The sequence below is a fragment of the Ahrensia sp. 13_GOM-1096m genome (assembly GCF_000620605.1).
In the GTDB taxonomy this organism is placed as follows: domain Bacteria; phylum Pseudomonadota; class Alphaproteobacteria; order Rhizobiales; family Rhizobiaceae; genus Ahrensia; species Ahrensia kielensis.
The window spans coordinates 35,195-55,520 of the sequence record NZ_JIAX01000014.1; the positions used below are offsets into that span (position 1 = coordinate 35,195).

23 protein-coding genes are annotated in these 20,326 nt (G+C 48.9%); 13 read left to right on the plus strand and 10 right to left on the minus strand.

Annotation, left to right across the window (positions count from 1 at the left end):
* The first annotated feature begins 139 nt into the window (after positions 1–139).
* The 5 genes from N530_RS0112405 (at position 140) to N530_RS0112425 (ending at position 4,695) form a co-directional block, all read left to right on the plus strand.
* Positions 140–1,132, plus strand: coding sequence for a tripartite tricarboxylate transporter substrate binding protein (locus N530_RS0112405; protein ID WP_026480941.1), 993 nt, complete (start codon positions 140–142; stop codon positions 1,130–1,132).
* 55 nt (positions 1,133–1,187) lie between these two features.
* Positions 1,188–1,628, plus strand: coding sequence for a tripartite tricarboxylate transporter TctB family protein (locus N530_RS0112410; RefSeq protein WP_035267109.1), 441 nt, complete (start codon positions 1,188–1,190; stop codon positions 1,626–1,628).
* A 4-nt stretch (positions 1,629–1,632) separates the two neighbouring features.
* Complete coding sequence (locus N530_RS0112415; RefSeq protein WP_026480943.1) at positions 1,633–3,144, plus strand: tripartite tricarboxylate transporter permease; 1,512 nt, start codon at positions 1,633–1,635, stop codon at positions 3,142–3,144.
* Positions 3,145–3,149: 5 nt separating this feature from the next.
* Positions 3,150–4,166 (plus strand): AbrB family transcriptional regulator, encoded by a 1,017-nt coding sequence (locus N530_RS0112420; protein WP_051540936.1) that lies wholly within the window; start codon positions 3,150–3,152, stop codon positions 4,164–4,166.
* 121 nt (positions 4,167–4,287) lie between these two features.
* Positions 4,288–4,695, plus strand: a complete 408-nt coding sequence (locus N530_RS0112425; protein ID WP_026480945.1) for a WYL domain-containing protein — start codon at positions 4,288–4,290, stop codon at positions 4,693–4,695.
* Positions 4,696–4,702: 7 nt separating this feature from the next.
* Here N530_RS0112425 and N530_RS0112430 read toward each other — a convergent pair whose 3' ends face one another.
* From N530_RS0112430 to N530_RS0112450, 5 genes are all read right to left on the minus strand, one after another.
* A complete protein-coding gene (locus N530_RS0112430) occupies positions 4,703–5,575 on the minus strand; it encodes a hydroxymethylglutaryl-CoA lyase (protein WP_026480946.1) in 873 nt (290 codons plus the stop codon).
* Between the two features lie 9 nt (positions 5,576–5,584).
* Complete coding sequence (locus N530_RS0112435) at positions 5,585–6,907, minus strand: TRAP transporter large permease subunit (RefSeq protein ID WP_026480947.1); 1,323 nt, start codon at positions 6,905–6,907, stop codon at positions 5,585–5,587.
* On the minus strand, positions 6,904–7,398 hold the full coding sequence (locus N530_RS0112440) for a TRAP transporter small permease subunit (protein WP_026480948.1): 495 nt from the start codon (positions 7,396–7,398) through the stop codon (positions 6,904–6,906). The genes N530_RS0112435 and N530_RS0112440 overlap by 4 nt, the downstream gene beginning before the upstream one ends.
* Positions 7,399–7,460: 62 nt before the next feature.
* Positions 7,461–8,507, minus strand: a complete 1,047-nt coding sequence (gene dctP / locus N530_RS0112445; protein WP_018690002.1) for a TRAP transporter substrate-binding protein DctP — start codon at positions 8,505–8,507, stop codon at positions 7,461–7,463.
* A 33-nt stretch (positions 8,508–8,540) separates the two neighbouring features.
* On the minus strand, positions 8,541–9,848 hold the full coding sequence (locus tag N530_RS0112450) for a hydroxymethylglutaryl-CoA reductase, degradative (RefSeq protein WP_026480949.1): 1,308 nt from the start codon (positions 9,846–9,848) through the stop codon (positions 8,541–8,543).
* A 121-nt stretch (positions 9,849–9,969) separates the two neighbouring features.
* On the opposite strand from N530_RS0112450, the gene N530_RS0112455 reads away from it, so the two are divergent.
* The 5 genes from N530_RS0112455 (at position 9,970) to N530_RS0112475 (ending at position 15,519) form a co-directional block, all read left to right on the plus strand.
* Entirely contained in the window at positions 9,970–11,364 is a 1,395-nt protein-coding gene (locus N530_RS0112455) for a PLP-dependent aminotransferase family protein (protein ID WP_026480950.1), read from the plus strand.
* 175 nt (positions 11,365–11,539) lie between these two features.
* A complete protein-coding gene (locus N530_RS0112460; RefSeq protein ID WP_026480951.1) occupies positions 11,540–12,217 on the plus strand; it encodes a D-lyxose/D-mannose family sugar isomerase in 678 nt (225 codons plus the stop codon).
* A gap of 111 nt (positions 12,218–12,328) precedes the next feature.
* Positions 12,329–12,979 carry a GntR family transcriptional regulator gene (locus tag N530_RS0112465; protein WP_035267111.1) on the plus strand — a complete coding sequence of 217 codons (651 nt, stop codon included), beginning with the start codon at positions 12,329–12,331 and terminating at the stop codon, positions 12,977–12,979.
* 196 nt (positions 12,980–13,175) lie between these two features.
* Positions 13,176–14,567 carry a D-alanyl-D-alanine carboxypeptidase family protein gene (locus N530_RS0112470; RefSeq protein ID WP_026480953.1) on the plus strand — a complete coding sequence of 464 codons (1,392 nt, stop codon included), beginning with the start codon at positions 13,176–13,178 and terminating at the stop codon, positions 14,565–14,567.
* 43 nt (positions 14,568–14,610) lie between these two features.
* Positions 14,611–15,519 carry an NAD(P)-dependent oxidoreductase gene (locus N530_RS0112475; protein WP_256374327.1) on the plus strand — a complete coding sequence of 303 codons (909 nt, stop codon included), beginning with the start codon at positions 14,611–14,613 and terminating at the stop codon, positions 15,517–15,519.
* A 110-nt stretch (positions 15,520–15,629) separates the two neighbouring features.
* On the opposite strand, the gene N530_RS19365 is transcribed toward N530_RS0112475, so the two are convergent.
* Positions 15,630–15,839 carry a GDCCVxC domain-containing (seleno)protein gene (locus N530_RS19365; RefSeq protein WP_081773961.1) on the minus strand — a complete coding sequence of 70 codons (210 nt, stop codon included), beginning with the start codon at positions 15,837–15,839 and terminating at the stop codon, positions 15,630–15,632.
* A complete protein-coding gene (gene merF, locus N530_RS0112485; protein WP_026480956.1) occupies positions 15,836–16,039 on the minus strand; it encodes a mercury resistance system transport protein MerF in 204 nt (67 codons plus the stop codon). The genes N530_RS19365 and merF overlap by 4 nt, the downstream gene beginning before the upstream one ends.
* 98 nt (positions 16,040–16,137) lie before the next feature.
* On the opposite strand from merF, the gene N530_RS0112490 reads away from it, so the two are divergent.
* The gene (locus N530_RS0112490; RefSeq protein WP_026480957.1) at positions 16,138–16,530 is read left to right on the plus strand and encodes a MerR family transcriptional regulator; all 393 of its coding nucleotides are present in this window, start codon (positions 16,138–16,140) and stop codon (positions 16,528–16,530) included.
* A 149-nt stretch (positions 16,531–16,679) separates the two neighbouring features.
* Here N530_RS0112490 and N530_RS0112495 read toward each other — a convergent pair whose 3' ends face one another.
* From N530_RS0112495 to N530_RS0112505, 3 genes are read right to left on the minus strand one after another with little or no spacing between them, the layout of a single operon-like run.
* Positions 16,680–17,918: an RNA polymerase sigma factor gene (locus N530_RS0112495; RefSeq protein ID WP_026480958.1), complete on the minus strand. Its 1,239-nt coding sequence runs from the start codon at positions 17,916–17,918 to the stop codon at positions 16,680–16,682.
* A 3-nt stretch (positions 17,919–17,921) separates the two neighbouring features.
* A complete protein-coding gene (locus N530_RS0112500; RefSeq protein WP_026480959.1) occupies positions 17,922–18,281 on the minus strand; it encodes a YciI family protein in 360 nt (119 codons plus the stop codon).
* A gap of 23 nt (positions 18,282–18,304) precedes the next feature.
* A complete protein-coding gene (locus N530_RS0112505; RefSeq protein WP_026480960.1) occupies positions 18,305–18,697 on the minus strand; it encodes an MAPEG family protein in 393 nt (130 codons plus the stop codon).
* A 187-nt stretch (positions 18,698–18,884) separates the two neighbouring features.
* Between N530_RS0112505 and N530_RS0112510 the strand changes: the two genes are divergently transcribed.
* Both N530_RS0112510 and N530_RS0112515 read left to right on the plus strand, forming a co-directional pair.
* Positions 18,885–19,358 carry a tRNA (cytidine(34)-2'-O)-methyltransferase gene (locus N530_RS0112510; RefSeq protein WP_026480961.1) on the plus strand — a complete coding sequence of 158 codons (474 nt, stop codon included), beginning with the start codon at positions 18,885–18,887 and terminating at the stop codon, positions 19,356–19,358.
* A gap of 145 nt (positions 19,359–19,503) precedes the next feature.
* Complete coding sequence (locus N530_RS0112515; RefSeq protein ID WP_155851989.1) at positions 19,504–19,920, plus strand: hypothetical protein; 417 nt, start codon at positions 19,504–19,506, stop codon at positions 19,918–19,920.
* Positions 19,921–20,326: the final 406 nt, after the last annotated feature.

Below are 20,326 nucleotides of genomic sequence, written 5' to 3' on the forward strand. Positions count from 1 at the left end.
ACTTCTACACCTTGAGTTGGTAAAGCAGGCAAATTTCCTGTCAGCTTCTTGTCAGCTTGGTGGCAGTACACCGTCAGTTCTCATGTGTAGCATTCGCCATGGCCAAATGCCTATCATGAAAACCTATGGGAGGAACATCATGTTCAAAAACCTTTTGACCAGCGTAGCTTTCGCTGCCGGTCTCACCACTTCATTGACAACACTCGCTTTTGCTGAATCACACACAATGGCAATTGACAAGCCTGAGTGCATTGCACCAGCAAAACCGGGCGGTGGTTTTGATATTACCTGCCGTGTTGCGCAGGCTGGCCTTGCTTCAATGACCAGCAGACCAATGCAAGTGACCTTTATGCCTGGCGGCATCGGCGCTGTTGCAATTAGCCTCTTCAACACAACACGCACAGATGATCCCAACGCAATTGTTGCGTTTTCATCAGGTTCACTTTTGAACATGGCGACCGGAAAATACGGTCAGTTCGCTGAAAAAGACGTCAAATTTGTAGCAACTGCAGGTGCCGATTTTGGCGCGATTGTTGTTAATGCTGACAGTGAATACAAAACACTTGATGATTTGATGTCAGCACTTGAAGCCGATCTTGGCTCAATCGCAATTGGTGCTGGCGGCGGCGTCGGCTCACAAGACTGGATGAAGGGTGCGTTGATGGTCAAATCTCGCAATCTTGATCCTAAAGCAATGCGCTATGTTGCATTCGATGGTGGCGGCGAAGCAATTGCCGCGCTTTTGGGCAATTCCATTCAGGCATATACAGGCGATGTAGGCGAATTGGTTTCCTATGTTGGCGGAGACAAATTGCGCATTCTCGCAGTTATGAGCCCTGAGCGTCTCGAAGCACCATTCGACCAAGTCCCGACCACAAAAGAACTCGGCTATGAAGGTGCAGAATGGGTCATTCTACGCGGTTTCTACATGGGTAAAAACGTCTCTGATGAAGCTTACAATGCGTGGGCTGATGCATTCAAAGCAGCCTATGAAACTGAAGAATTTGCTCAGATCCAGAAAGATAAAGGCTTACTGCCTCTCAATATGGCTGGTGAGGAATTCCAAGAAGACGTGCTTCTTCGTGTTGAGCGTATGCGCGTTATTGCAAAGGAAGCTGGCCTAATCGAATAAATTACAATGTGGCAGGGCTAATTACCCTGCCACATCTGCCATTAGGGAGGACATTATGGCCGATAGAATTTTTGCTTCATTGCTCTTAATCAGTGCAATAACCTATAGCTTTATTGCTTTCACACTCATCAAAGCCCCTTTCCAATATGACCCTCTTGGACCAGAAACTTGGCCAAGAATTTTAAGCGTATTAGCCATATTTTGCTGTGCCTATGTTATTTATAAGCCAGATGTATGGGACCTCCACGTTGAGCGTAAAACTTGGATACGCCTCGCAGGCTTGGTGGTTATGCTCAGTGCCTATGCTTGGTTGTTCCAACCTGCAGGATTCGTGATTGCAACATTCCTTTTTTGCGCCGCGCTTTCCGTAATGCTCGGAGCAAATATCAAAGCATCTCTTATCTTCGCAGTTGTGACCGGAGTCTTGGGCTATGTAATCGGCACGATCCTGCTTGATCTCAACTTACCTGCCGGACTACTGGCTTTTTTGGAGTAGTATAATGGATCTCGTATTCTCAGGATTGGCACAGGGCTTTTCTGTTGCCCTACAGCCACTTAATCTTTTTCTCGTTCTAGCAGGATGTTTTGCAGGAACACTCATTGGCGCGCTACCGGGCATTGGTCCGATCAACGGCGTGGCTATACTATTACCGATCGCCTATAGCTTGGGCTTACCACCGGAATCTGCGCTTATTCTTCTCGCTGGTATTTATTATGGCGCAGAGTATGGCGGTCGTATTTCCTCTATCCTTTTGAATGTACCAGGTGATGCTAGTGCGGTGATGACAACGCTTGACGGCAACCCAATGGCTAAAAATGGGGAAGCTGGCCGTGCGCTTTCATTATCGGCTGTCGCCTCCTTTGTCGGCGGCACAATTGCCGTTGTATTGATGAGCCTCTTTGGCCCTCTTCTTGCATCTTACGCCGTTACGTTTTCACCATCAGACTATGTTGCGTTGATGGTATTTGCGTTCGCATCATTGGCATCTTTGATTGGCAAAAATCCGGTCAAAACATTCCTCGGTGCACTGATCGGCCTAATGCTTGCATCTATCGGCATTGATGCAAACACTGGCGTGGTGCGCTTTACATTTGGCGTACCTGATCTTCTTGCAGGCATAGATTTCCTAGTTATCGTCATTGGTCTTTTCGGCATGGCGGAGCTTATCCACCTTGTTGAACAACAATCCGCGGGCACATTGAAGGCTCTTAAAATCGACAAAACCTTTGTTTCGATGAAAGATCTTGCCTTGTGCAAATGGACAATCATACGTTCATCGTTCATCGGCTTTTTCATTGGAATTTTGCCCGGTACAGGCGCTTCCGTTGCTTCAGCTGTTGCTTACGGCGCCGAAAAGCGGATTTCCGATACAGAAAACACATTCGGAACGGGCAACCCACGCGGTCTTGCTGCACCTGAATCTGCCAACAATGCGGCAGCGGGCGGTGCAATGGTGCCTATGTTGACACTCGGCATTCCAGGATCAGGCACAACAGCCATCTTGCTTGGTGCTTTACTCCTGTTCAACGTAACACCTGGACCTTTGATGTTCACCGACCGCCCAGAAATCGCATGGGGTTTGATTGCTTCAATGTATCTTGGCAATTTGGCACTTTTGATCATCAACTTGCCGCTTGTGGGCCTCTTTGCCCGCATGTTGACCATTCCTCAGCAATATCTAACACCGCTCATTGCCGTACTTGCATTTATTGGTGTTTATTCGGTCGTCTCAAACCCGCATGATCTATATATGATTATTGGCTTGGGCGTCTTTGGATGGTTCTTGCGTAAACTCGAATTTTCTCTTGCACCGGTTATTTTGGGCTTCGTGCTCGGTGGCCTGTTCGAAGATAATTTGCGCCGTGCACTTTCCATCTCTGGTGGTGATTGGTCTATCTTGTTTACATCAATCGATAGTGTAGTTCTTTACATTTTGGCTGCAACGGTTGTCATTCTACCAATCTGGTTTGGCATTCGTCGTCGCCGCGCTGCTAAAGGTGCAACAACGTAAGCTCTATGAATCAAGAACTACTACGATTTGCCGTTGCTTTGGCAGCAGGCAGCATAGGTGGGGCGCTGGCAATGTATTTACACATGCCAGCGCCCGCTCTGGTGGGCAGCACAATAGCGGTCACGATCTGCGCACTCATGGGTGCAAAACCGCAGGTGCCCAACATCTGGCGCAACACTGCATTTGCCATTATCGGCTTAACCTTGGGTGCAGGTATAACACCCACAATTTTATCTGATATCAGCCGCTTCTCGCTCAGCTTGGTGCTTTTGACCGTAACATTGGTTATCGCAACCTTGGTCGCAACGCTGATACTCAAACGCTTTTTTGCAACCGACAGCACAACCGCATTGCTCGCAACCTCCCCCGGCGCATTGTCATATGCACTCGTCTTGGCTGTCGATAAGAAAGCCGATGTTCGAACAGTCACCGTGCTGCAAGGCATCAGACTGTTTGCCATTACGGTGTTCCTTCCGCCGCTTGTCACGGTGCTTGGCGGCGAATTGCCAAGCTCAACGCACGCAGAAGCGTCAACAAGCGTTATTGTCAGTCTCGTCTTGCTGGTGGGCTCTTTTCTATTAGCAAAGCTGTTTGAGAAGTTTAACTTGCCAGCGGCATGGTTGATCGCCGGCCTTATCGTTTCTGGCATCGCGCATGGCGCTGGCTGGGTGAACGGACGGCCATGGGAACCGATCCTGTTTATAGGATTTGTGGTTGCAGGCGGTGTCATCGGTTCGCGCTTTGGTCAATTTAAAGCCAGCGAATTGCGCAAATTAGCTGTCGCTGGTGTTGTACTCTCAACCCTAGCGATAAGTATCTCAGCAATTGCCAGCGCTTTGGTCGCCCCCATTTTGGGCGTTCCATTTGGCCAGGTTTGGGTTTCCTATGCGCCAGGCGGCGTGGAAGGCATGGCCGCAATTGCTTTGTCCTTGGGCTATGATCCCGTCTTTGTAGCAACTCACCACATATTCCGGCTGTTTATGCTGATTATTATTCTACCGCTCATTATCGCTAAACGGTAATAGCATCGCCTTGCTTTAGAAAGACTTCGCGCAGAGACAACGATTTTCACAGTGGTTTTTAAGCCCTGTGAAAAACGCTCAAAATGCGTTAGACAAGCACCTTATCTTGAGGAGCGCAGCAATGAAAATAAGCCAAACAATCGCAACGTTTATTGTTTCCATTTCGCTATCCTCGCCTGCTCTAGCCCAATCAAAGCATGAAGCTGCGCTTTGCGAAGCGGCAAAGACAAATCAATCCATCGAAATGGTTTACGACAAAGACGCCAGCAAAGGCTGTCTTCCACGTCTCATTGATGTGCATCAAATTGCAATTGGCAATAATGGCCAGATGTATATGCATGGCTGGCAAAAGCGTGGATGCACCAAGGGCCGCGATTATGCATCCGAACGAATTTTCCGGTTCGACAAAATCAAGTCCGTTAAAATTGTCGAAGGTGAATTCAGTGAAAAATCACAATCCATCAAAGCTGAAGGCTGGGATGGTTGCATTGGCTCAAACTGTTTCATCAAAGAGAATATATGCGAATAATGCAGCCTTAAAGAGCGCTACTTGGTTTGAGCACATTAGAAATATAGTCTGCCGCCACATTTACTTTCGCTATGTCCACGCCAGTGGATAGCCCCAGCTTAGCAAGCATATCAACAACACTTTCAGTGGCAACATTGCCCGTTGCACCAGGGGCATAAGGACAACCGCCCAGCCCGGCAACCGCGCTGTCAAAAGTGGTCACGTCCAGCTCTAAACAGGCTTTAATATTATCAAGCGCCCGTGCGTGCGTATCATGAAAATGGGCAGCCGTTACCCCTGCCCCGATTTCGTCAATCACGCTGCGCATCACCACTTGCGTGGTTTGTGGTGTTGCTATTCCAATCGTATCGCTGACCGCAACTTCATAGCAGCCCAGCGCCATCAATTTCCGCGCCACCATAACAACTGCATCAACGGCAATCTCGCCTTCATAGGGGCACCCGAACGCGCAGGATAAATAACCACGCACAGGCATATTCACCGCTTTGGCTTTTGCCATTACTGGTGCAAAACGCTCAAAGCTTTCTTCAATGCTGCACGAAATATTGCGCTGCGAAAAACTCTGCGACGCTGAGGCAAAAATCGCCACCTCATGCACCTGTGCCTGTATCGCTTTTTCCATGCCTTTAAGATTGGGAACAAGCGTTGAATAACGCACACCCTCTGGCCGTGGCAAAAGCTCAATCAACGCCTCCGTGTCAGCCATTTGCGGCACGGCTTTCGGCGAGACAAAACTACCAACTTCAATCGCTTTTAATCCGCTATCAATCAGCAATTCGACCAGCTTCAACCTGTCATTAAGGCCGACATGTTGCGCTTCGTTTTGCAAGCCATCGCGCGGGCCAACCTCAAAGATTGTGATGTCTGGTTTGTCAGGCATAATTCACGCTCACTGTAATTGCGCAGAACCAAGTTCCGGTAACCATGTAACGATCTGCGGGAACATAATGAACAAGATCAGCACCACAACTTGGATCAAAAAGAATGGAATAACACCGCGATAAACTTGGCCAATACCAATGTGATCAGGCAGCACCCCTTTTAAATAAAACAAGGTGTATCCAAACGGCGGTGTAATATAGGCCATCTGCGCGGTGATCATGAACAAAACACCAAACCAGAGCGGGTCAAAGCCAAGCAGTTTCACGATTGGCAAGAACACCGGAACACAAAGTAATATGATGCCAATTTCATCAAGGAACAGGCCAAGCAAAATCAGAATGAACATCATAGCGGCCAAAACCACCCAGCGTGATGCTTCAAGATCTTGCACAAAACTCAAAATAGAATCCGCACCGCCCGTTGCAACAAACACGGAAATAAAGGCACGCGCACCAATGGTAATCCATAAGATCATAGCGGTCACACGCAATGTGTCAGCGGCCGCTTGTGAAAGCTGATCGACCTTCAAGCGTCCTGAAATAGCGCTTGATAAGATAGCGCCAAACACCCCAACAGCTGCCGCCTCCGTTGGCGTGGCAATACCAGCATAAATAGAACCAAGAACACTGATAATGACAAAGAAAGGCAAGATGAGCGTTTTTAAAGCGCGCAGTTTTTCGCCAAGCGGAATGTCTGCCATATCTTCATTGATCGGTGCAATGCTTGGGTCAAGCCGTGCACGCACATAGATATAAATGCTGTAACTCGCCGCCAAAATAATGCCTGGAATGATACCGGCAATAAACATTTTGCCGATCGAAATCTGCGCTGTGATCGCATAAACAATTGTCACGACAGATGGCGGAATAAGAATGCCAAGCGTGCCACCAGCACAGATAGCGCCAAGCGCTAGAGGTGGATGATATTTGCGCTTGAGCATCGACGGCAGAGCAAGAATACCCATTGCCGCCACCGCTGCGCCAACAACGCCAGTCATGGCCGCCATAATCGTGCAGATAACCACAGTGCCGATAGCCAGTCCGCCATGCAGATTGCCGAACCATTTTTCCATGGCTTCATATAAATCTTCAATGATGCCGGATTTCTGAAGAATTGATGCCATCAACACATAGAGCGGAATAGCCATCAGGGATTCCGATGTCATCGTCTCAAACGTGTTGAGCGTGGTAACAATCAGCGCGTTCGGACCCCAGATGAAAATGGTCGACAAAAACGCAATCGCGCCCAGAACAAATGCCAGTCCCGCGCCCGAAAGCATAAGCGCAACAAGTGAGCTGAACATACCAATAAGAATGAATGAGCTGGTCATTGCGCAGTCTCTTTTCCGCTAAACAGAACAATCAACTCAGCAAGCGCCTGCAATATTAAAAGTAGAGCCGCGAAAGGCAGCGCCGCTTTGGCGGGCCATATCACAGGGTTCCAGCCCGAATAGCTGGTTTCACCATATTCAAAAGCGCTCACAGCAAGCGGCAAACTAAAGCGCAAAAGGATCGCGCCAAAAACCAATGCAAGCAGCATCGATAAAGCCGTCAGTAAAAGCTTCGTGCGCCCCTTGGCATTTGCGCTGACAATATCAACGGCCACATGGCCGCCAATATGCAGCAAATAAGGACCGCCGAACAAAAAGAACGGACCAAAAAGCAAGGTTGCAAGTTCCGGCGCCCAAGAGGTGGGCGCGGTAAATGTGTAGCGGGAGATGACTTCAAAAAGCATCAATCCTGCGATGAGAAAAATCACCCATTTGACGCTATCAAATAGAAGTTTATTAACCCGCGTTACGAGTTGCGCTGCATAGAGCATGAGTTATTTTCCCAGATTTACCAGACCGCATAGATGAATATATGCGGTCTGGAATTCCTAGATCATAAAAGGCCGAATTGAGCCATAAGATCTTTTTGTGTGTTCATCATTTCCAGCGCAACAGCATCGCCATTGGCCGCTTTTTCCCATGATGCGACGGCTTTAACGCGTGCCTGTGCAATATCAGCCGCATCTAGGCGGATAATTTCCACACCAGCAGCTTCAAACTTAGCAAGATATTCAGCGTTATCGACCATAATGTTCTGGCGCAATGCACCTGAAACTTCACGTGCCGACACTTCTAGCGCAGCGCGATGTTGATCGCTGAGCTTGTCATAGGCAGCTGTGTTAGCCACATAAGACGTTGCTGTTGTTGGCTGGTGGAAGCCTGGCAAAATCAGATATTTTGCAACTTCATGCAGACCTTCTTCATAGTTTGCTTTCACGTCGCCGCGGTCAGCAAAATCAATAAGGCCTTTATCAAGCGCAGAATAAACTTCTGATGTCGGCAATGGTGATACTGCAACACCGAAATCGGCCAACACAGAGGCAGCAAGACCAACAAAGCGGCCTTTCAGACCGTTCATATCGGCAATTGTTCTGATCGCCACTTTAGAGTGAAGCGGCTCTTCGCCATAAACAGTTGGTGCGACATATGTCAGGCCAGCAGGTGCGTAGGACTTTTTCGCCAAGTCCAATCCACCAGCTTCATAAAACCATGCTTCATACATATCAGCTTCAGGAAAACCGAACGGCACAGTTGACGAAAATCCATGTGACGGAATTTTACCAGCTGTGTAACCGTCAAATGTTTTCATCAGCTCAAATGCACCGCCGCGCACCGCATCAAATGATTGTGCAGATGGCACAATCTGGCCGCCGGCAAATGTTGTGATTTCAAAGCTGCCGCCGGTTAGTTCGCTAACCCGTTTGGCAAATTTTTCTTCATAAAGCATTGGCGTTGTACCGCCGCCCCATAGCGCTTGCATACGCCATGTGACTTTTTCTTGCGCACGCGCTTCCAAGCTTGAAACTGCAACGATTGCAGGTGCGGCAAGCATGCCAGCGCCCGCTGCTTTGAAAAAACTACGTCTCGATTTATTTGTCATATTAGACCTCCCATAGATTATGACAGTAACGTCTTACATTCTCGAAAGAATTTCTTTTGCGCGGTCCACCCGCACATCTTTTGCCTGTGCCATTTCGCTAGCAATCTGACTGATCTGCTCGCCTGTAGCACCTGCTAAAATTGCAATATTGCGCGCATGAAGCGCCATATGGCCGCGCTGAATACCTTCTGTTGCCAGAGCGCGAAGTGCTGCCATATTTTGCGCCAAGCCAACGGCTGTGGTTACTTCAGCCAATTCTTGTGCTGATTTAACCTGCAATATATCAAGCACTGCGCGGGCTGCAGGGTGTGTTTTGGTCGCACCGCCAACAAGCCCCATCGCCATTGGCAATTCCAAGGTGCCAACAAGATTGCCAGAACCATCACGCTCCCAGCGGCTAAGCGATGTATAACGACCCGATTGCGCAGCCCAAGCATGGGCACCCGCTTCAATCGCACGCCAATCATTGCCTGTGGCAACAACCACAGGATCAATGCCGTTCATGATGCCCTTATTGTGGGTAGCAGCACGGTAAGGATCAACGATCGCCAAGGCACACGCCTCAAGAATACCGTCGATCATCTGTTCGCCCGTAAAATCTTTGGTCGCAAGCGCTTGCGGCGTTAGCTCCACACGGGCACGCGCCAAACGGCGGTCAGCAAGATTGGATAGAATACGCATCCGCACTTTGCCGCCAGTGATCGTTTCAACCATTGGCGCAACAGCTTCTGCCATCGTGTTAACAGTGTTGGCGCCCATCGCATCGCGTACATCAACAAGAAGATGCAGCACAACCATTGGTCCTGCAGGCGTATCTTCAAAAATATGAACTTCAACATCTTGGCATCCGCCGCCAAGGCTGACGAGCAACTTGTCTTGCTGGTTTGCTTTTTCGACGATTTCATCGCGTGCGCCAAGCAATTTGGCCCGTGCGCCAAAGGGATCGGTCAATCCCGTCAACTGAACTTGAGCGCGCATGATCGGCTGGCTGCTTGATGTTGTGAACCCGCCGCATCCACGCGCAATACGCGCCATGTAAGAAGCAGCAGCAATCACAGACGGTTCTTCAACCACCATAGGAATAAGATAGTCGCGCCCATTGATTGTAAAATTGCTCGCAACGCCCATCGGCAATTCAAAATTGCCAATGACATTTTCAATCATGCCATCGGCAATGTGCAAAGGCAGCGCTTCAACGCCGCGCAAAAGATCGCTCTGCTCTGACGTCAGGCCAACGATGCCCGCAATTTTTGCGCGGCGCTCATCGGGCGAAAGATCGCGAAGTCCTTCAACGCGTGAATTATAATTAGCACTTGGCTGTTTTTGTTCAGTATCAGACAAAACCGCCTACCTCCCCGATAGAATTTTTATTTTGACGTAACCTATCTAACTGATACCATATAAAAAGGTACAGTTTGCTTAATTGAACTTGAACTGTACCCTCAAAATTCAGGGTACAAATATGCAATATGGTCATCCAACAAAGCCGCGAAAACAGACGCTTACAGATCGCTTGAGCCAGCAATTCAAAGTGCAAATTAAGTCAGGTGCTTTGCGCCCAGGTGACCGCCTGCCTTCTATTCGCGCAGCTGCGGAAAGCTTTGGCGTCTCCAAAAACACCGTCATCGAAGCCTATGAACGATTAGCGTCAGCAGGATTAGTGACGCCAAAACACGGCTCTGGCTTCGTCGTAAACGCTGCTAAAACACCAAGCCAGTCACCGCGCCCTGTTCATGTTTCAGAGGCGATAGACATTGTCTCGCTCCTTTCTGCTCAGCTAGATAAGTCCTATTCCATCCGCGCAGGCGACGGCAGACCGCCAACCAGCTGGACGGAAGAGTCTGAAATAAAGCGCTATTTGGGGCCGAACGCATTGCGCAAAAATGAGGAAGGCTACGGTGCCGCGCAAGGCATTCGTAAAATTCGCGAACTTGTTGCCATCGGTTTTGGCGAGCGCGCCATCAGTGTTGATCCCGATCAGATATTGATGACGCTGGGCGCCAACCATGCGCTTGATATGATCATCCGATACTTTCTCGCACCGGGCGATACGGTTCTGGTTGATGACCCCGGCTATTATCCACTTTTTGCCAAACTCAAATTAGCGCAGGTGAATATTGTTGGCGTCAAACGTTTGGCCAACGGGCCAAGTCCTGATGATTTTGAAGAAAAGCTTCAGCGCACAAATGCCAAATTATTTTTCACGCAGTCCTATGCACACAACCCAACGGGCAGCTCTATCGATTTACCGACAGCGCATGCTGTGCTGTCGATTGCCGAGCGCCACGGCGTAACCATCGTCGAAAACGATCCCTTCAAAGACTTAATGGGACCAAGCGATATTTTACTATCTACGATTGATCAGTTCAAAAATGTGATTTTTGTCGGCACATTTTCTAAGACGCTCTCAGCGGCAATGCGCACAGGTTACATTGCAGGACGCGCTGATCTTATAACCGCACTCACAGCTTTAAAAATGATCACAGTGGTCAATAGTTCGGGCCATATTGAGCGCATTGTCAGCAATGTTATCAGCAATGGTCACTACCGCCGACATATCAAGCGGCTTAAAAACCGCATTGAAAAAGCAACAGCGGCCAGCCTATCAAACCTTGAAAGCATTGGGCTCGACTGCTTCGCCCCGCCTAAAAATGGCTATTATGTCTTTCCGCGCTTTCCAAGAGGCTTCGATGATATTGCGCTGGCAAAAGCCGCCGCCGCAAAGGGCATTTTCATTGCACCGGGCTCATTATTTTCTATCGATAAGGATTCAGCCCCCCATGGGATAAGACTCAATGTCGGTCATGCAGAAGATCCGCGCCTTTATGAATTCTTACGTGAAGAACTTCGCCAATAAGGCTTTAGGTCTTAAACCTTGCACAGAAGATTTACCCTCCCAATGTCAGCTACCACCGACGCAAAACCGCATTTAACATGCCCATAGAAACTGAACTTTCGATCTGGCATAACAGCCACCTAGCTTTGCATCAAAATGATCCGACCATTTTGATGTCCCCAACGGAGAACATTTTATGAAACGCTCACAAATCAATGAGATTTTGAAACAAGGCGATGCCTTTATTCGTTCATTTGGTTATGTTCTGCCGCCCTTTGCGTACCAGACGCCAGAAGAATTGAAAGCAAGCGACCACGCTATGCTGAAAGAGCGCGGCATGGGCTGGGACATTACCGATTACGGTCAAGGCAGATATGACGAATTAGGTCTGTTTCTCTTCACGGTCAGAAACGGTCTTGTTCAAGACATCAAAAATGGTTCTGGCATGCTTTATGCTGAAAAAATCATGATTAGCCGCAAGGACCAGCTATCGCCTATGCATCGGCACTTTCTAAAAGCAGAAGACATTATCAACCGTGGCGGCGGCACACTTGTTTTAGAATTATTTGCAGGCGCTGCAGACGGCTCCATTGACCGCACTTCTGATGTTGTTGTTCCCGTCGACGGGCGGCTTAAAACACTACCGGCAGGCGGCCTTCTCAAACTTGCCCCAGGCGAAAGCGTCACACTTATGCCCGGCATATGGCATGCATTTTGGGGCGAAGGCAGCGACGTTCTGATCGGCGAAGTATCAACGGTAAATGACGACCGCCTCGACAATGATTTTGAAATGAAAATCGGCCGTTTTGCAAATATCGAAGAAGACGAAGCACCGACACATTTGCTTGTCTCCGACTATGACAATTATTTATAAGGTGCCCCCAAAAACAAAGCCCAAATATGTGAGGTCTTTTTTCTAACATGTGCGTCTTGCCAAAAGATCGGCAATAATTAAGCTGCATTCATCCATTTGAAGTTTGGTCCGATGCAGAAAAGCACAGCGAAAAATGTTCACAGCGCGATGATCGCTGAAAAACTGGAAGCGGAAATCGTTGGCGGTATTTTAACACCCGGCACTAAGCTCGACGAAAAATCACTAACGCAACGCTTTAACGTATCGCGCACACCCATCCGCGAAGCGTTGCAAATTATCTGCTCGCGCTCCCTTGCAGAACGCCAGCCATTTCGCGGCGTTGTGGTCAAAGATGTGAGCATTGAACACATTAAAGCTATGTTCGAAGCGATGGCGGAAATGGAAGCCGTTTGCGCAGGCTTTGCTGTCGATCGCATTACAGAAAAAGAGCTTGCCGAACTTGAAGAGCAACACAGAATAATGGAATTTTTGATCACTCAAGAATCCTTTGACGAATATGCAGATGCCAATACGGCCTTTCATTCTAAAATCTATGATGCCGCCCATAATGATGAAATTAAATCAGTGGCGCATGATATCCGCCTCAAACTTGCGCCCTTTCGCAAATCTCAACTTGGTTCAAGAAGTCGGCTTCTCCACTATAATAAAGAGCATGCGATGATCATCGACCTTCTAAAGTGCGGCAATAAGGCTGGCGCGCAAGAAGCCATGCGCCTTCATTTGAACGGCGCATTAAAGGCCATGCTGGCAATTCGCCAATGAGGCTGACTTAAGGCCGTTTTTAGGCGTCCCAATCCATAAAGAAAGTCCGCTTGATCCCCCGCATTCTCTAAATTCGGGATAAAATCAACTTTCGCCTTCTCATTTTCATGCATGCCATATTAATGCCGCGCTTACCATTTTAGTGGACTGATCTTGGATCATTGCGATCAAACTCACTACAGCCCCACAGGACATCATGTTGACTTCGCGCCGCGCTATTTTCGCTATCATCGTTTCAACGCTTTCATTTCTCATGGCTTCATCGACTGCTTTTGCAGCTTATGAACCACCGCGTTCAGCCTTGGTCATTGATGTTGACAGGAACAAAACATTGTTTGATGACAATGCTTCTGCGCTGCGCCACCCTGCGTCTTTGACCAAAATGATGACGCTCTATTTGCTGTTTGAAGCCTTAGATAGCGGTAAAATCAAGCTTGATACGGGCGTTGTCGCATCGCGTCATTCCGCAGATCGCCCACCTTCGCGCCTTGGGCACAGCATGGGCGAAACCATCCCCGTTGATCTAGCCATTGATGCACTTGTTGTGCGCTCGGCCAATGATGTTGCTGCCGCTATTGCTGAAATGCTCGCAGGCAGCGAAGAGGATTTTGCCGTCAAAATGACCGCAAAGGCCCGCCAGCTTGGCATGAAAGACACTGTTTACAAAAATGCATCTGGCCTCCCAAACAAAGAGCAAGTCACCACCGCGCGCGACCAAGCAATTTTGGGCATGGCTTTAAAACGTGATTTCCCGACGCTTTTTCCGCGCTTCTCCGTACCATCGGTGACCTATAAAGACCGCACATGGAACACCCACAACAATTTGCTTGAAAAAGTGAAAACCGTTACCGGCATTAAAACAGGTTTCATCAATGCGTCGGGCTTTAATGTCGTCACCTATTCCGAAGAGATTTCAGGCGATAAAATTGTGGTTGTCATGGGTGGGCGCAATGCCAAAGAGCGCGATCAGATTGCGATTGATATCTTAAACGGCCGTAAGCCCATCTATCAGCTCACAAAAGAACAACTCATCGCGCGCAATGCCGCCGATAAAGCAGAACAGATTGCAGCTGCCAAAGCAGAAGCCGCTGAACAAAAAATAGCGCAAAAAGCTGCAGACGAAATTAACGCCGCTATCGTTGTTGCCGCCGTGGAAACAAAAGACAACGCCGAAAAGCAATCGAAAGAAATAATTGCATCCGTGCAGCAAGCACCTGAAGAAAAATTAGAACAGGCGATTGTAGCAGCAGCCCCCGCTGTGATGACTGAACCGCAAGCAATTGCTGAAGCGATGGCCAATACGCAAGTCGCCTCAATCGAACCACAAGGCGATGCACTTTCGCGCTATGCCATTCAGGTTGGCGCATTGCCAAGCCAAGAACGGGCGATGGAAAGGCTCACGCTTGCCCGCCCTGCTTTGGAAAATATCGCCGATACGCTGCGCCAATATACCGTTCCGCTTGAGACAAGCCGCGGCACAGTATACCGCGCCCGCATTATCGGCTTTGCATCCATGCAAGATGCTTTTGAAGCCTGTACTTTGATGGAATCGAAAAAAATCGAGTGCATGGCGCTGATTCAGAAGTAGAGCGGTGTTGTTTCTGACGTGAGACTGCTATTCCATAACAACAATAGCATTTTCAAAATCAGGATTTCTATCAATGGCAAAAGTTGCATTTATCGGCATGGGCGTAATGGGCTATCCAATGGCGGGCCATATCGCAAAGGCTGGACATGATGTCACCGTCTATAATCGCACATTCGCAAAAGCTGAAAAATGGGCCAACGAGTTTGGCGGCAAGGCTGCACCAACCCCTGCAAAAGCAGCAGAGGGCTGCGACTTTGTGATTTCCTGCGTTGGTAATGATGATGATTTGCGCTCCGTAACAACGGGCGAAGACGGCGCATTCAGCACGATGAAAAAAGGCGCAATCTTCATCGACAACACAACGGTTTCAGCCGATGTCGCGCGTGAATTATATAAAGCTGCATCAGATGCTGGTTTCGGCTTTTTAGATGCGCCCATATCGGGCGGTCAAGCAGGCGCAGAAAACGGCGTCCTCACTGTGATGGTCGGCGGCGACGAAGCAACGTTCAACACAGCAAAACCAATCATTGATTGCTACGCCAAAATGGTCTCGCTGATGGGCGGCGCTGGCGCAGGTCAGCTCACCAAAATGGTCAACCAAATATGCATTGCTGGTCTGGTTCAAGGCCTGTCGGAAGGCATTCATTTTGCGCAAAGCGCTGGCTTGGATGTTGAAGCCGTTATTGATGTCATTTCAAAAGGCGCGGCCGGTTCATGGCAGATGGAAAACCGCCACAAGACGATGAGCAAAGGCGAATATGAGCACGGCTTTGCAGTTGATTGGATGCGCAAAGATTTGGCGATCTGTTTAGCAGAAGCAAACAACAATGGCGCGTCCCTGCCCGGCACCGCACTCATCGATCAGTATTATAGCGATGTGCAAAAAATGGGCGGCAACCGCTGGGATACATCATCGCTATTAGCGCGCCTAAACAAGTTTAGCGGGAAGTAATAAGCCGATTTTATTCGGCACATAGATCAAAGGCGGCGTGAATAATCGCGCCGGCTTTGATGCATTGATCTCATGACGTTAATGAGCCCAAAGTGATTGGTGCATGATCCTTATTCAGCACAGCAGCCACTATCTTCTTGAATGGGCGGACAAGCAACAGAACCATAAGAACAATAAACGCAGCAATCGCCTTTTTTGGGCTTCAGCAATGTGCCGCAGCTCTTACAATCATAAAACCACTGGCAAGCATCCGTTGGCATTGTTTCAGTTTCTGAATGTCCGCATTCCGGACAGGTGATTATTGACACTGGGATAGTCATGCGACACCTCGCTTCCAAATTGCGTAAACACTAATAAGTATAAAAACGCCCAAGGCAGGCAACAAAACATAGTCGAGATATCCAACAATTGACGATAGCCCGACAATACCGAGAGAAATAACCAAAATCGGCGTGAAGCAACACAAGGCCGCAATTAGAGTGCCAATAAGGCCTGTGGCGAGAAGTTTATTATTACTCATGGTTTTACCTTGAATTACATCAGAGCGAACGAATAAGAGATTTACTCCGTTCATTTCAGCTTTATAAAACCTGTAGGCACTACAGGAGCAAACAGAAAATGAACTGTCCGATTGGCAAAGCTTCACAGTTGAGCGGCGTGGGCATTGAGACCATTCGCTATTATGAGCGAGAAGGCATCACACCAAAACCAGATAGGACAGCCGCAGGACGGCGCGACTATGACACTCAATCGATTGCGCGGCTTCGTTTTGTGAAGAGGTGCAGAGAATTAGGCTTTTCGATTGCTGACATTAAAATATTGCTCAATCTTTCCCATTCCGACAGTAAAACCTGCGAAGAAGCAGGCGCAATCGGCGTGAGCAACCTTGATCTGGTGAGAAGCAAGATTGCAGACCTTAAACGCATGGATATAGCGCTAACCGAACTCGTTGCGTCCTGTCATAAAGGGCAAAAAGACTGCCCAATGCTGCAAGAATTATTCTCTGATTAGCAATCTTCGATGCAAACATATGCAAGCGTCCGGCACATTTAACCTAAACTCACAAAAGCGCACCTCTTTAACAAACGCGCTCAATGCACACACATCGCGTTAAAACCGTGCGAATTGCGCAAAGCTGCGCAACAATTAGAAAGCTCAATTCAATGGGCCAGTTTTGCCAAGCGCTTTTTCAAAAACAACGCTTCGGCCTCCCCTGGTGCAGTGGCAATCGCTTGGCGATACGCAGCAGCAGCTTTTTTGTGGTCGCCAGCCATCGCATGCAATGCAGCGGACGCCGCATGCCAAGGCTGGTAATTGGGCAACTGGCTCTCAAGGCTTTCAACCAACGCGAGCGCCGTTTTAAGCTCGCCTGCCTCAGCCAAGGCAACGCCGTGGTTCAGCGCGACGACAGGTGTCGGTTCATGCTTCCATAACGCCCCGTAAAGGGCTGCAATTTGCGGCCAATCGGGGCCCGTATCGGCCATCTGGCAATCGGCAATAGCAGCCTTAATCTGGAAAGGCCCTGCCTTTCGTCGCTCCACTGCACGGGCAAGAATTGCGCGTCCCTCGGCAATGCGCGCATTATCCCAAAGGCTGCGGTTCTGCTCGGCAGGCGGCAAACTTGCACCATCTGGCCCGATACGCGCCGCACGGCGCGCGCCAATCAACAACATCATCGCCAGCGCGCCTTCAATCTCTGGATCATCAGGCCGCAGCTGGTCAATCAAACGCATCAGATATTCAGCTTCATGGCAAAGGTCACGCGGCTCATCTGGCGCGGCGATATAGCCGGTGGTGAAAATCAGATATACGCTGGTTAAAACGGCATCCAATCGCGCGTCCCAAAATTCAGGTTCCGGCACGGCAAAAGATATACCAGCGGCCGCGATCTTGGCTTTAGCACGGCTCAAGCGTTGCCCCATCGTGGTGTTATTGTCCAAGAACGCACAAGCGATCTCTGGTGTGGTCAACCCGCACACCGTGCGCAATGTCAGCGCTACGCGTGATTTGGTTTCCAGAGCGGGGTGGCAACAGGCAAAGATCAGGCGCAACCGATGGTCTGGAATGTCGTCATCAGCGGGCGCACCATCATCAGCGGCAAGAATAGCCAATGTTTCGGCGTGAAGTTTGCTTCGCTTATCACGCCGCAATCGGTCAATGGCCTTGCGGCGTGCCACCTGTAACAACCAACCTTGCGGCGAAGTCGGCAGGCCCGCCCGCCCCCAATGGCCGAGCGCCGAAATAGCGGCCTCTTGCAGCACCTCTTCAGCAAGGCTCAAATCTCTAAGCCCTGCTGCCAAAGTCGCAATCAACCGCCCCCTATCCAAACGCATCACACGTTCAAGTTCTTTAGCCACAGCAATGGTGCGGGCGCTAGAACAGGGAGCGGTTTTGGTCATGGCCTAACCTGCTGGATTATAGTTCATGAGCGGGCGCACCTCTACCGTGCCGAAATGCGCCGAAGGGATTAGCGCAGCATATTTCAACGCTGCATCCAGATCAGGCACGTCGATCACATAATAGCCGCCGAGGTGCTCACGTGTTTCTGCAAATGGGCCGTCCATAGTTTCCGTTTTACCCGCTTTAATGCGCAGCGAGGTCGCCGTTTCAACGCCCTGAAGCCCTTCGCCCGATACAAGCACACCATCAGCCTTCATCTGCTCGTTTGCAGCAAAATACCCGCCCATCATTTCTTTAAATTCAGGCGTACCATAAGCTGGTTCGCTGGCAGGATCATTGTAGATTAAAAGCATATATTGCATAAAATTATTCCTAGCTGTGCCGATTATTGGCCAATGATATGGATGCTGATATAAACCATCGCAGTAAGCGCGGCCAGAATGTTTGAGCCATTGCCCACATAGCGCAGCGGATGCCCTGCCGTATCGGCTTTTAGACCAAACGGATGCGCTATCCGCCCGATCAATAGCAACACGCCCGATACGTGCAGCCAAATAGCTGGAGCGCCCAAGCCTTCTGCCAACATCATGAGAATCAGCACAAAACTCATCCATTCTGCGCAATTGCCGTGCTGCCGAATGCGCTGCAACAGCGCGGCATTGCCGCCATCGCCAAAGGACACACCCGTCGCCCCGCGCATCGCTGAGACACGCATCCACAAGGCAAGATAAATGGCCGCCACAGGCAGCGCATAAAGAGGAGTAACGATAAAAATCATATTCATTCCAATCCGTTTGAGGTTTCGATACCCCTGTGACGTTTGAGGATTGCAGATTTCGACACCGCTAAAATTATTTCTGAAATTCTTATGTGAGAGCAGCTGACATTGCCAACACACACGCACCGCGTTAACAGGGGGCAAAAAGCGCAAAGCTGCGCGAAAAAGTTGGAAAGCCCCAAACGCAATGTCTGAACCGCGCATGAAAATCGTATTGGTGACACCTGAAATTCCATACAATACCGGCGCGATCGGCCGCACATGCGTGGCCCTCAATTTGGAATTGATATTGATCAAACCTTTTGGCTTTTCGCTTGAAGAAAAAGCCGTGCGGCGCGCTGGCATGGATTATTGGAAGCATGTTCAACTAACCCAATATGAGAGCTGGGAAGATTTTCTGGAAACACGGAAACCAGCACGCGACAGCCTTTATTTTTTTGAAGAACATGGCGCACAGAGCGTTTACGAGCCGGATTACCAACAGGATGGGTATTTAGTATTCGGATGCGAATCCAAAGGTCTGCCCATGACAATCTTGGATGACATGAAAGACCGCGTGTTCAACCTGCCAATGCTTAACCCCGTTGTGCGCTCACTGAATTTGGCAAACACCGCCACGGCCGTCATTTATCAGGCAATGCGCACACAGCTCAGCGGCTAACCCCAAACTAAGCAACATCGAAGTATAAATTCAAACAATGCATTCATTTTTATTGAATTCGCGGCGAACATTAACGACCTGTTAACCATTATAACTTCATTAACCTCTCTAAATATAGGCTTAACAAAATGGCATTTAGGAGCAGATGATGGGTGTAAATATTTCAAAACTAAACTCGGCACAGCGGGTTCAATATGCATCATCTCTCCACGAAAGAGAGTTTAATAATTTAGGAAATAAGATCACCGCTCTCACGGCTAATCATGAAGCTATGATACGAAATCAAGATATTGCGCATCAAGCAAAAATAGCGGAATGCAAAAAGTTGATTGAAGAACTTTCTCGTAAAGTCGAAAAATACAATGCGGAATTTTACCTGAACAAAGTTAAGCTTCAGGAAGAATTTGAAAGCGAAAAAAGAGTTTTGATCGGCTCAAGAGAACTATCAAGACAGTATTTTGAAGCTGCAAGATCACTCGTTTCACCAGTTGAGACAGTAAAAGACAGCAACATTCATACAATCGAGAGCGCGAAAATTCACAAGGAAGCCATCGCAGCTTAACCTGAAATTGCCCCGCCTTTTGAGTTCAATGCGCATTCATTAGGCGGCTGAATACTCACGAAGCTATTGCCCCGTCATGCATATCGATCATTGTACAAAACAATGGTCTATGCAGGAGCTTTTTGCTGCAAAAGAATTTGCGTCTTAGCGCCATTTTGGTCACCAATGATGTCTGTGACAAACCTTTAAATACGCGTCACCGAGTTTCATCAGCAAGCTGCAACTTTTCCATATAATGGATCAATCGTCCAATCGCTCACGACACCCTCGACAGCGAAATCCCCACAATAGTTTTATCATTGACATGCGCAGTGCTTGTCGATCATTATAATGGTGATATTCAAAATTGGGTGGCCGCCCCAAGGATGGTCTGTGCTGCCCGCGCTGTATGTCATGCTCGTTCTTG

Coding starts and splice junctions, on each gene's coding strand:
- N530_RS0112420 (WP_051540936.1), top strand. CDS start 3,150: ATGAATCAAGAACTACTACGATTTGCCGTTGCTTTGGCAGCAGGCAGC.
- dctP (WP_018690002.1), bottom strand. CDS start 8,507: ATGACAAATAAATCGAGACGTAGTTTTTTCAAAGCAGCGGGCGCTGGC.
- N530_RS0112505 (WP_026480960.1), bottom strand. CDS start 18,697: ATGATTTTTATCGTTACTCCTCTTTATGCGCTGCCTGTGGCGGCCATT.
- N530_RS0112440 (WP_026480948.1), bottom strand. CDS start 7,398: ATGCTCTATGCAGCGCAACTCGTAACGCGGGTTAATAAACTTCTATTT.
- N530_RS0112515 (WP_155851989.1), top strand. CDS start 19,504: ATGATGGGTGTAAATATTTCAAAACTAAACTCGGCACAGCGGGTTCAA.
- N530_RS0112490 (WP_026480957.1), top strand. CDS start 16,138: ATGAACTGTCCGATTGGCAAAGCTTCACAGTTGAGCGGCGTGGGCATT.
- N530_RS0112425 (WP_026480945.1), top strand. CDS start 4,288: ATGAAAATAAGCCAAACAATCGCAACGTTTATTGTTTCCATTTCGCTA.
- N530_RS0112430 (WP_026480946.1), bottom strand. CDS start 5,575: ATGCCTGACAAACCAGACATCACAATCTTTGAGGTTGGCCCGCGCGAT.
- N530_RS0112465 (WP_035267111.1), top strand. CDS start 12,329: ATGCAGAAAAGCACAGCGAAAAATGTTCACAGCGCGATGATCGCTGAA.
- N530_RS0112455 (WP_026480950.1), top strand. CDS start 9,970: ATGCAATATGGTCATCCAACAAAGCCGCGAAAACAGACGCTTACAGAT.
- N530_RS0112405 (WP_026480941.1), top strand. CDS start 140: ATGTTCAAAAACCTTTTGACCAGCGTAGCTTTCGCTGCCGGTCTCACC.
- N530_RS19365 (WP_081773961.1), bottom strand. CDS start 15,839: ATGACTATCCCAGTGTCAATAATCACCTGTCCGGAATGCGGACATTCA.
- N530_RS0112470 (WP_026480953.1), top strand. CDS start 13,176: ATGTTGACTTCGCGCCGCGCTATTTTCGCTATCATCGTTTCAACGCTT.
- N530_RS0112415 (WP_026480943.1), top strand. CDS start 1,633: ATGGATCTCGTATTCTCAGGATTGGCACAGGGCTTTTCTGTTGCCCTA.
- merF (WP_026480956.1), bottom strand. CDS start 16,039: ATGAGTAATAATAAACTTCTCGCCACAGGCCTTATTGGCACTCTAATT.
- N530_RS0112495 (WP_026480958.1), bottom strand. CDS start 17,918: ATGACCAAAACCGCTCCCTGTTCTAGCGCCCGCACCATTGCTGTGGCT.
- N530_RS0112410 (WP_035267109.1), top strand. CDS start 1,188: ATGGCCGATAGAATTTTTGCTTCATTGCTCTTAATCAGTGCAATAACC.
- N530_RS0112510 (WP_026480961.1), top strand. CDS start 18,885: ATGTCTGAACCGCGCATGAAAATCGTATTGGTGACACCTGAAATTCCA.
- N530_RS0112460 (WP_026480951.1), top strand. CDS start 11,540: ATGAAACGCTCACAAATCAATGAGATTTTGAAACAAGGCGATGCCTTT.
- N530_RS0112435 (WP_026480947.1), bottom strand. CDS start 6,907: ATGACCAGCTCATTCATTCTTATTGGTATGTTCAGCTCACTTGTTGCG.
- N530_RS0112500 (WP_026480959.1), bottom strand. CDS start 18,281: ATGCAATATATGCTTTTAATCTACAATGATCCTGCCAGCGAACCAGCT.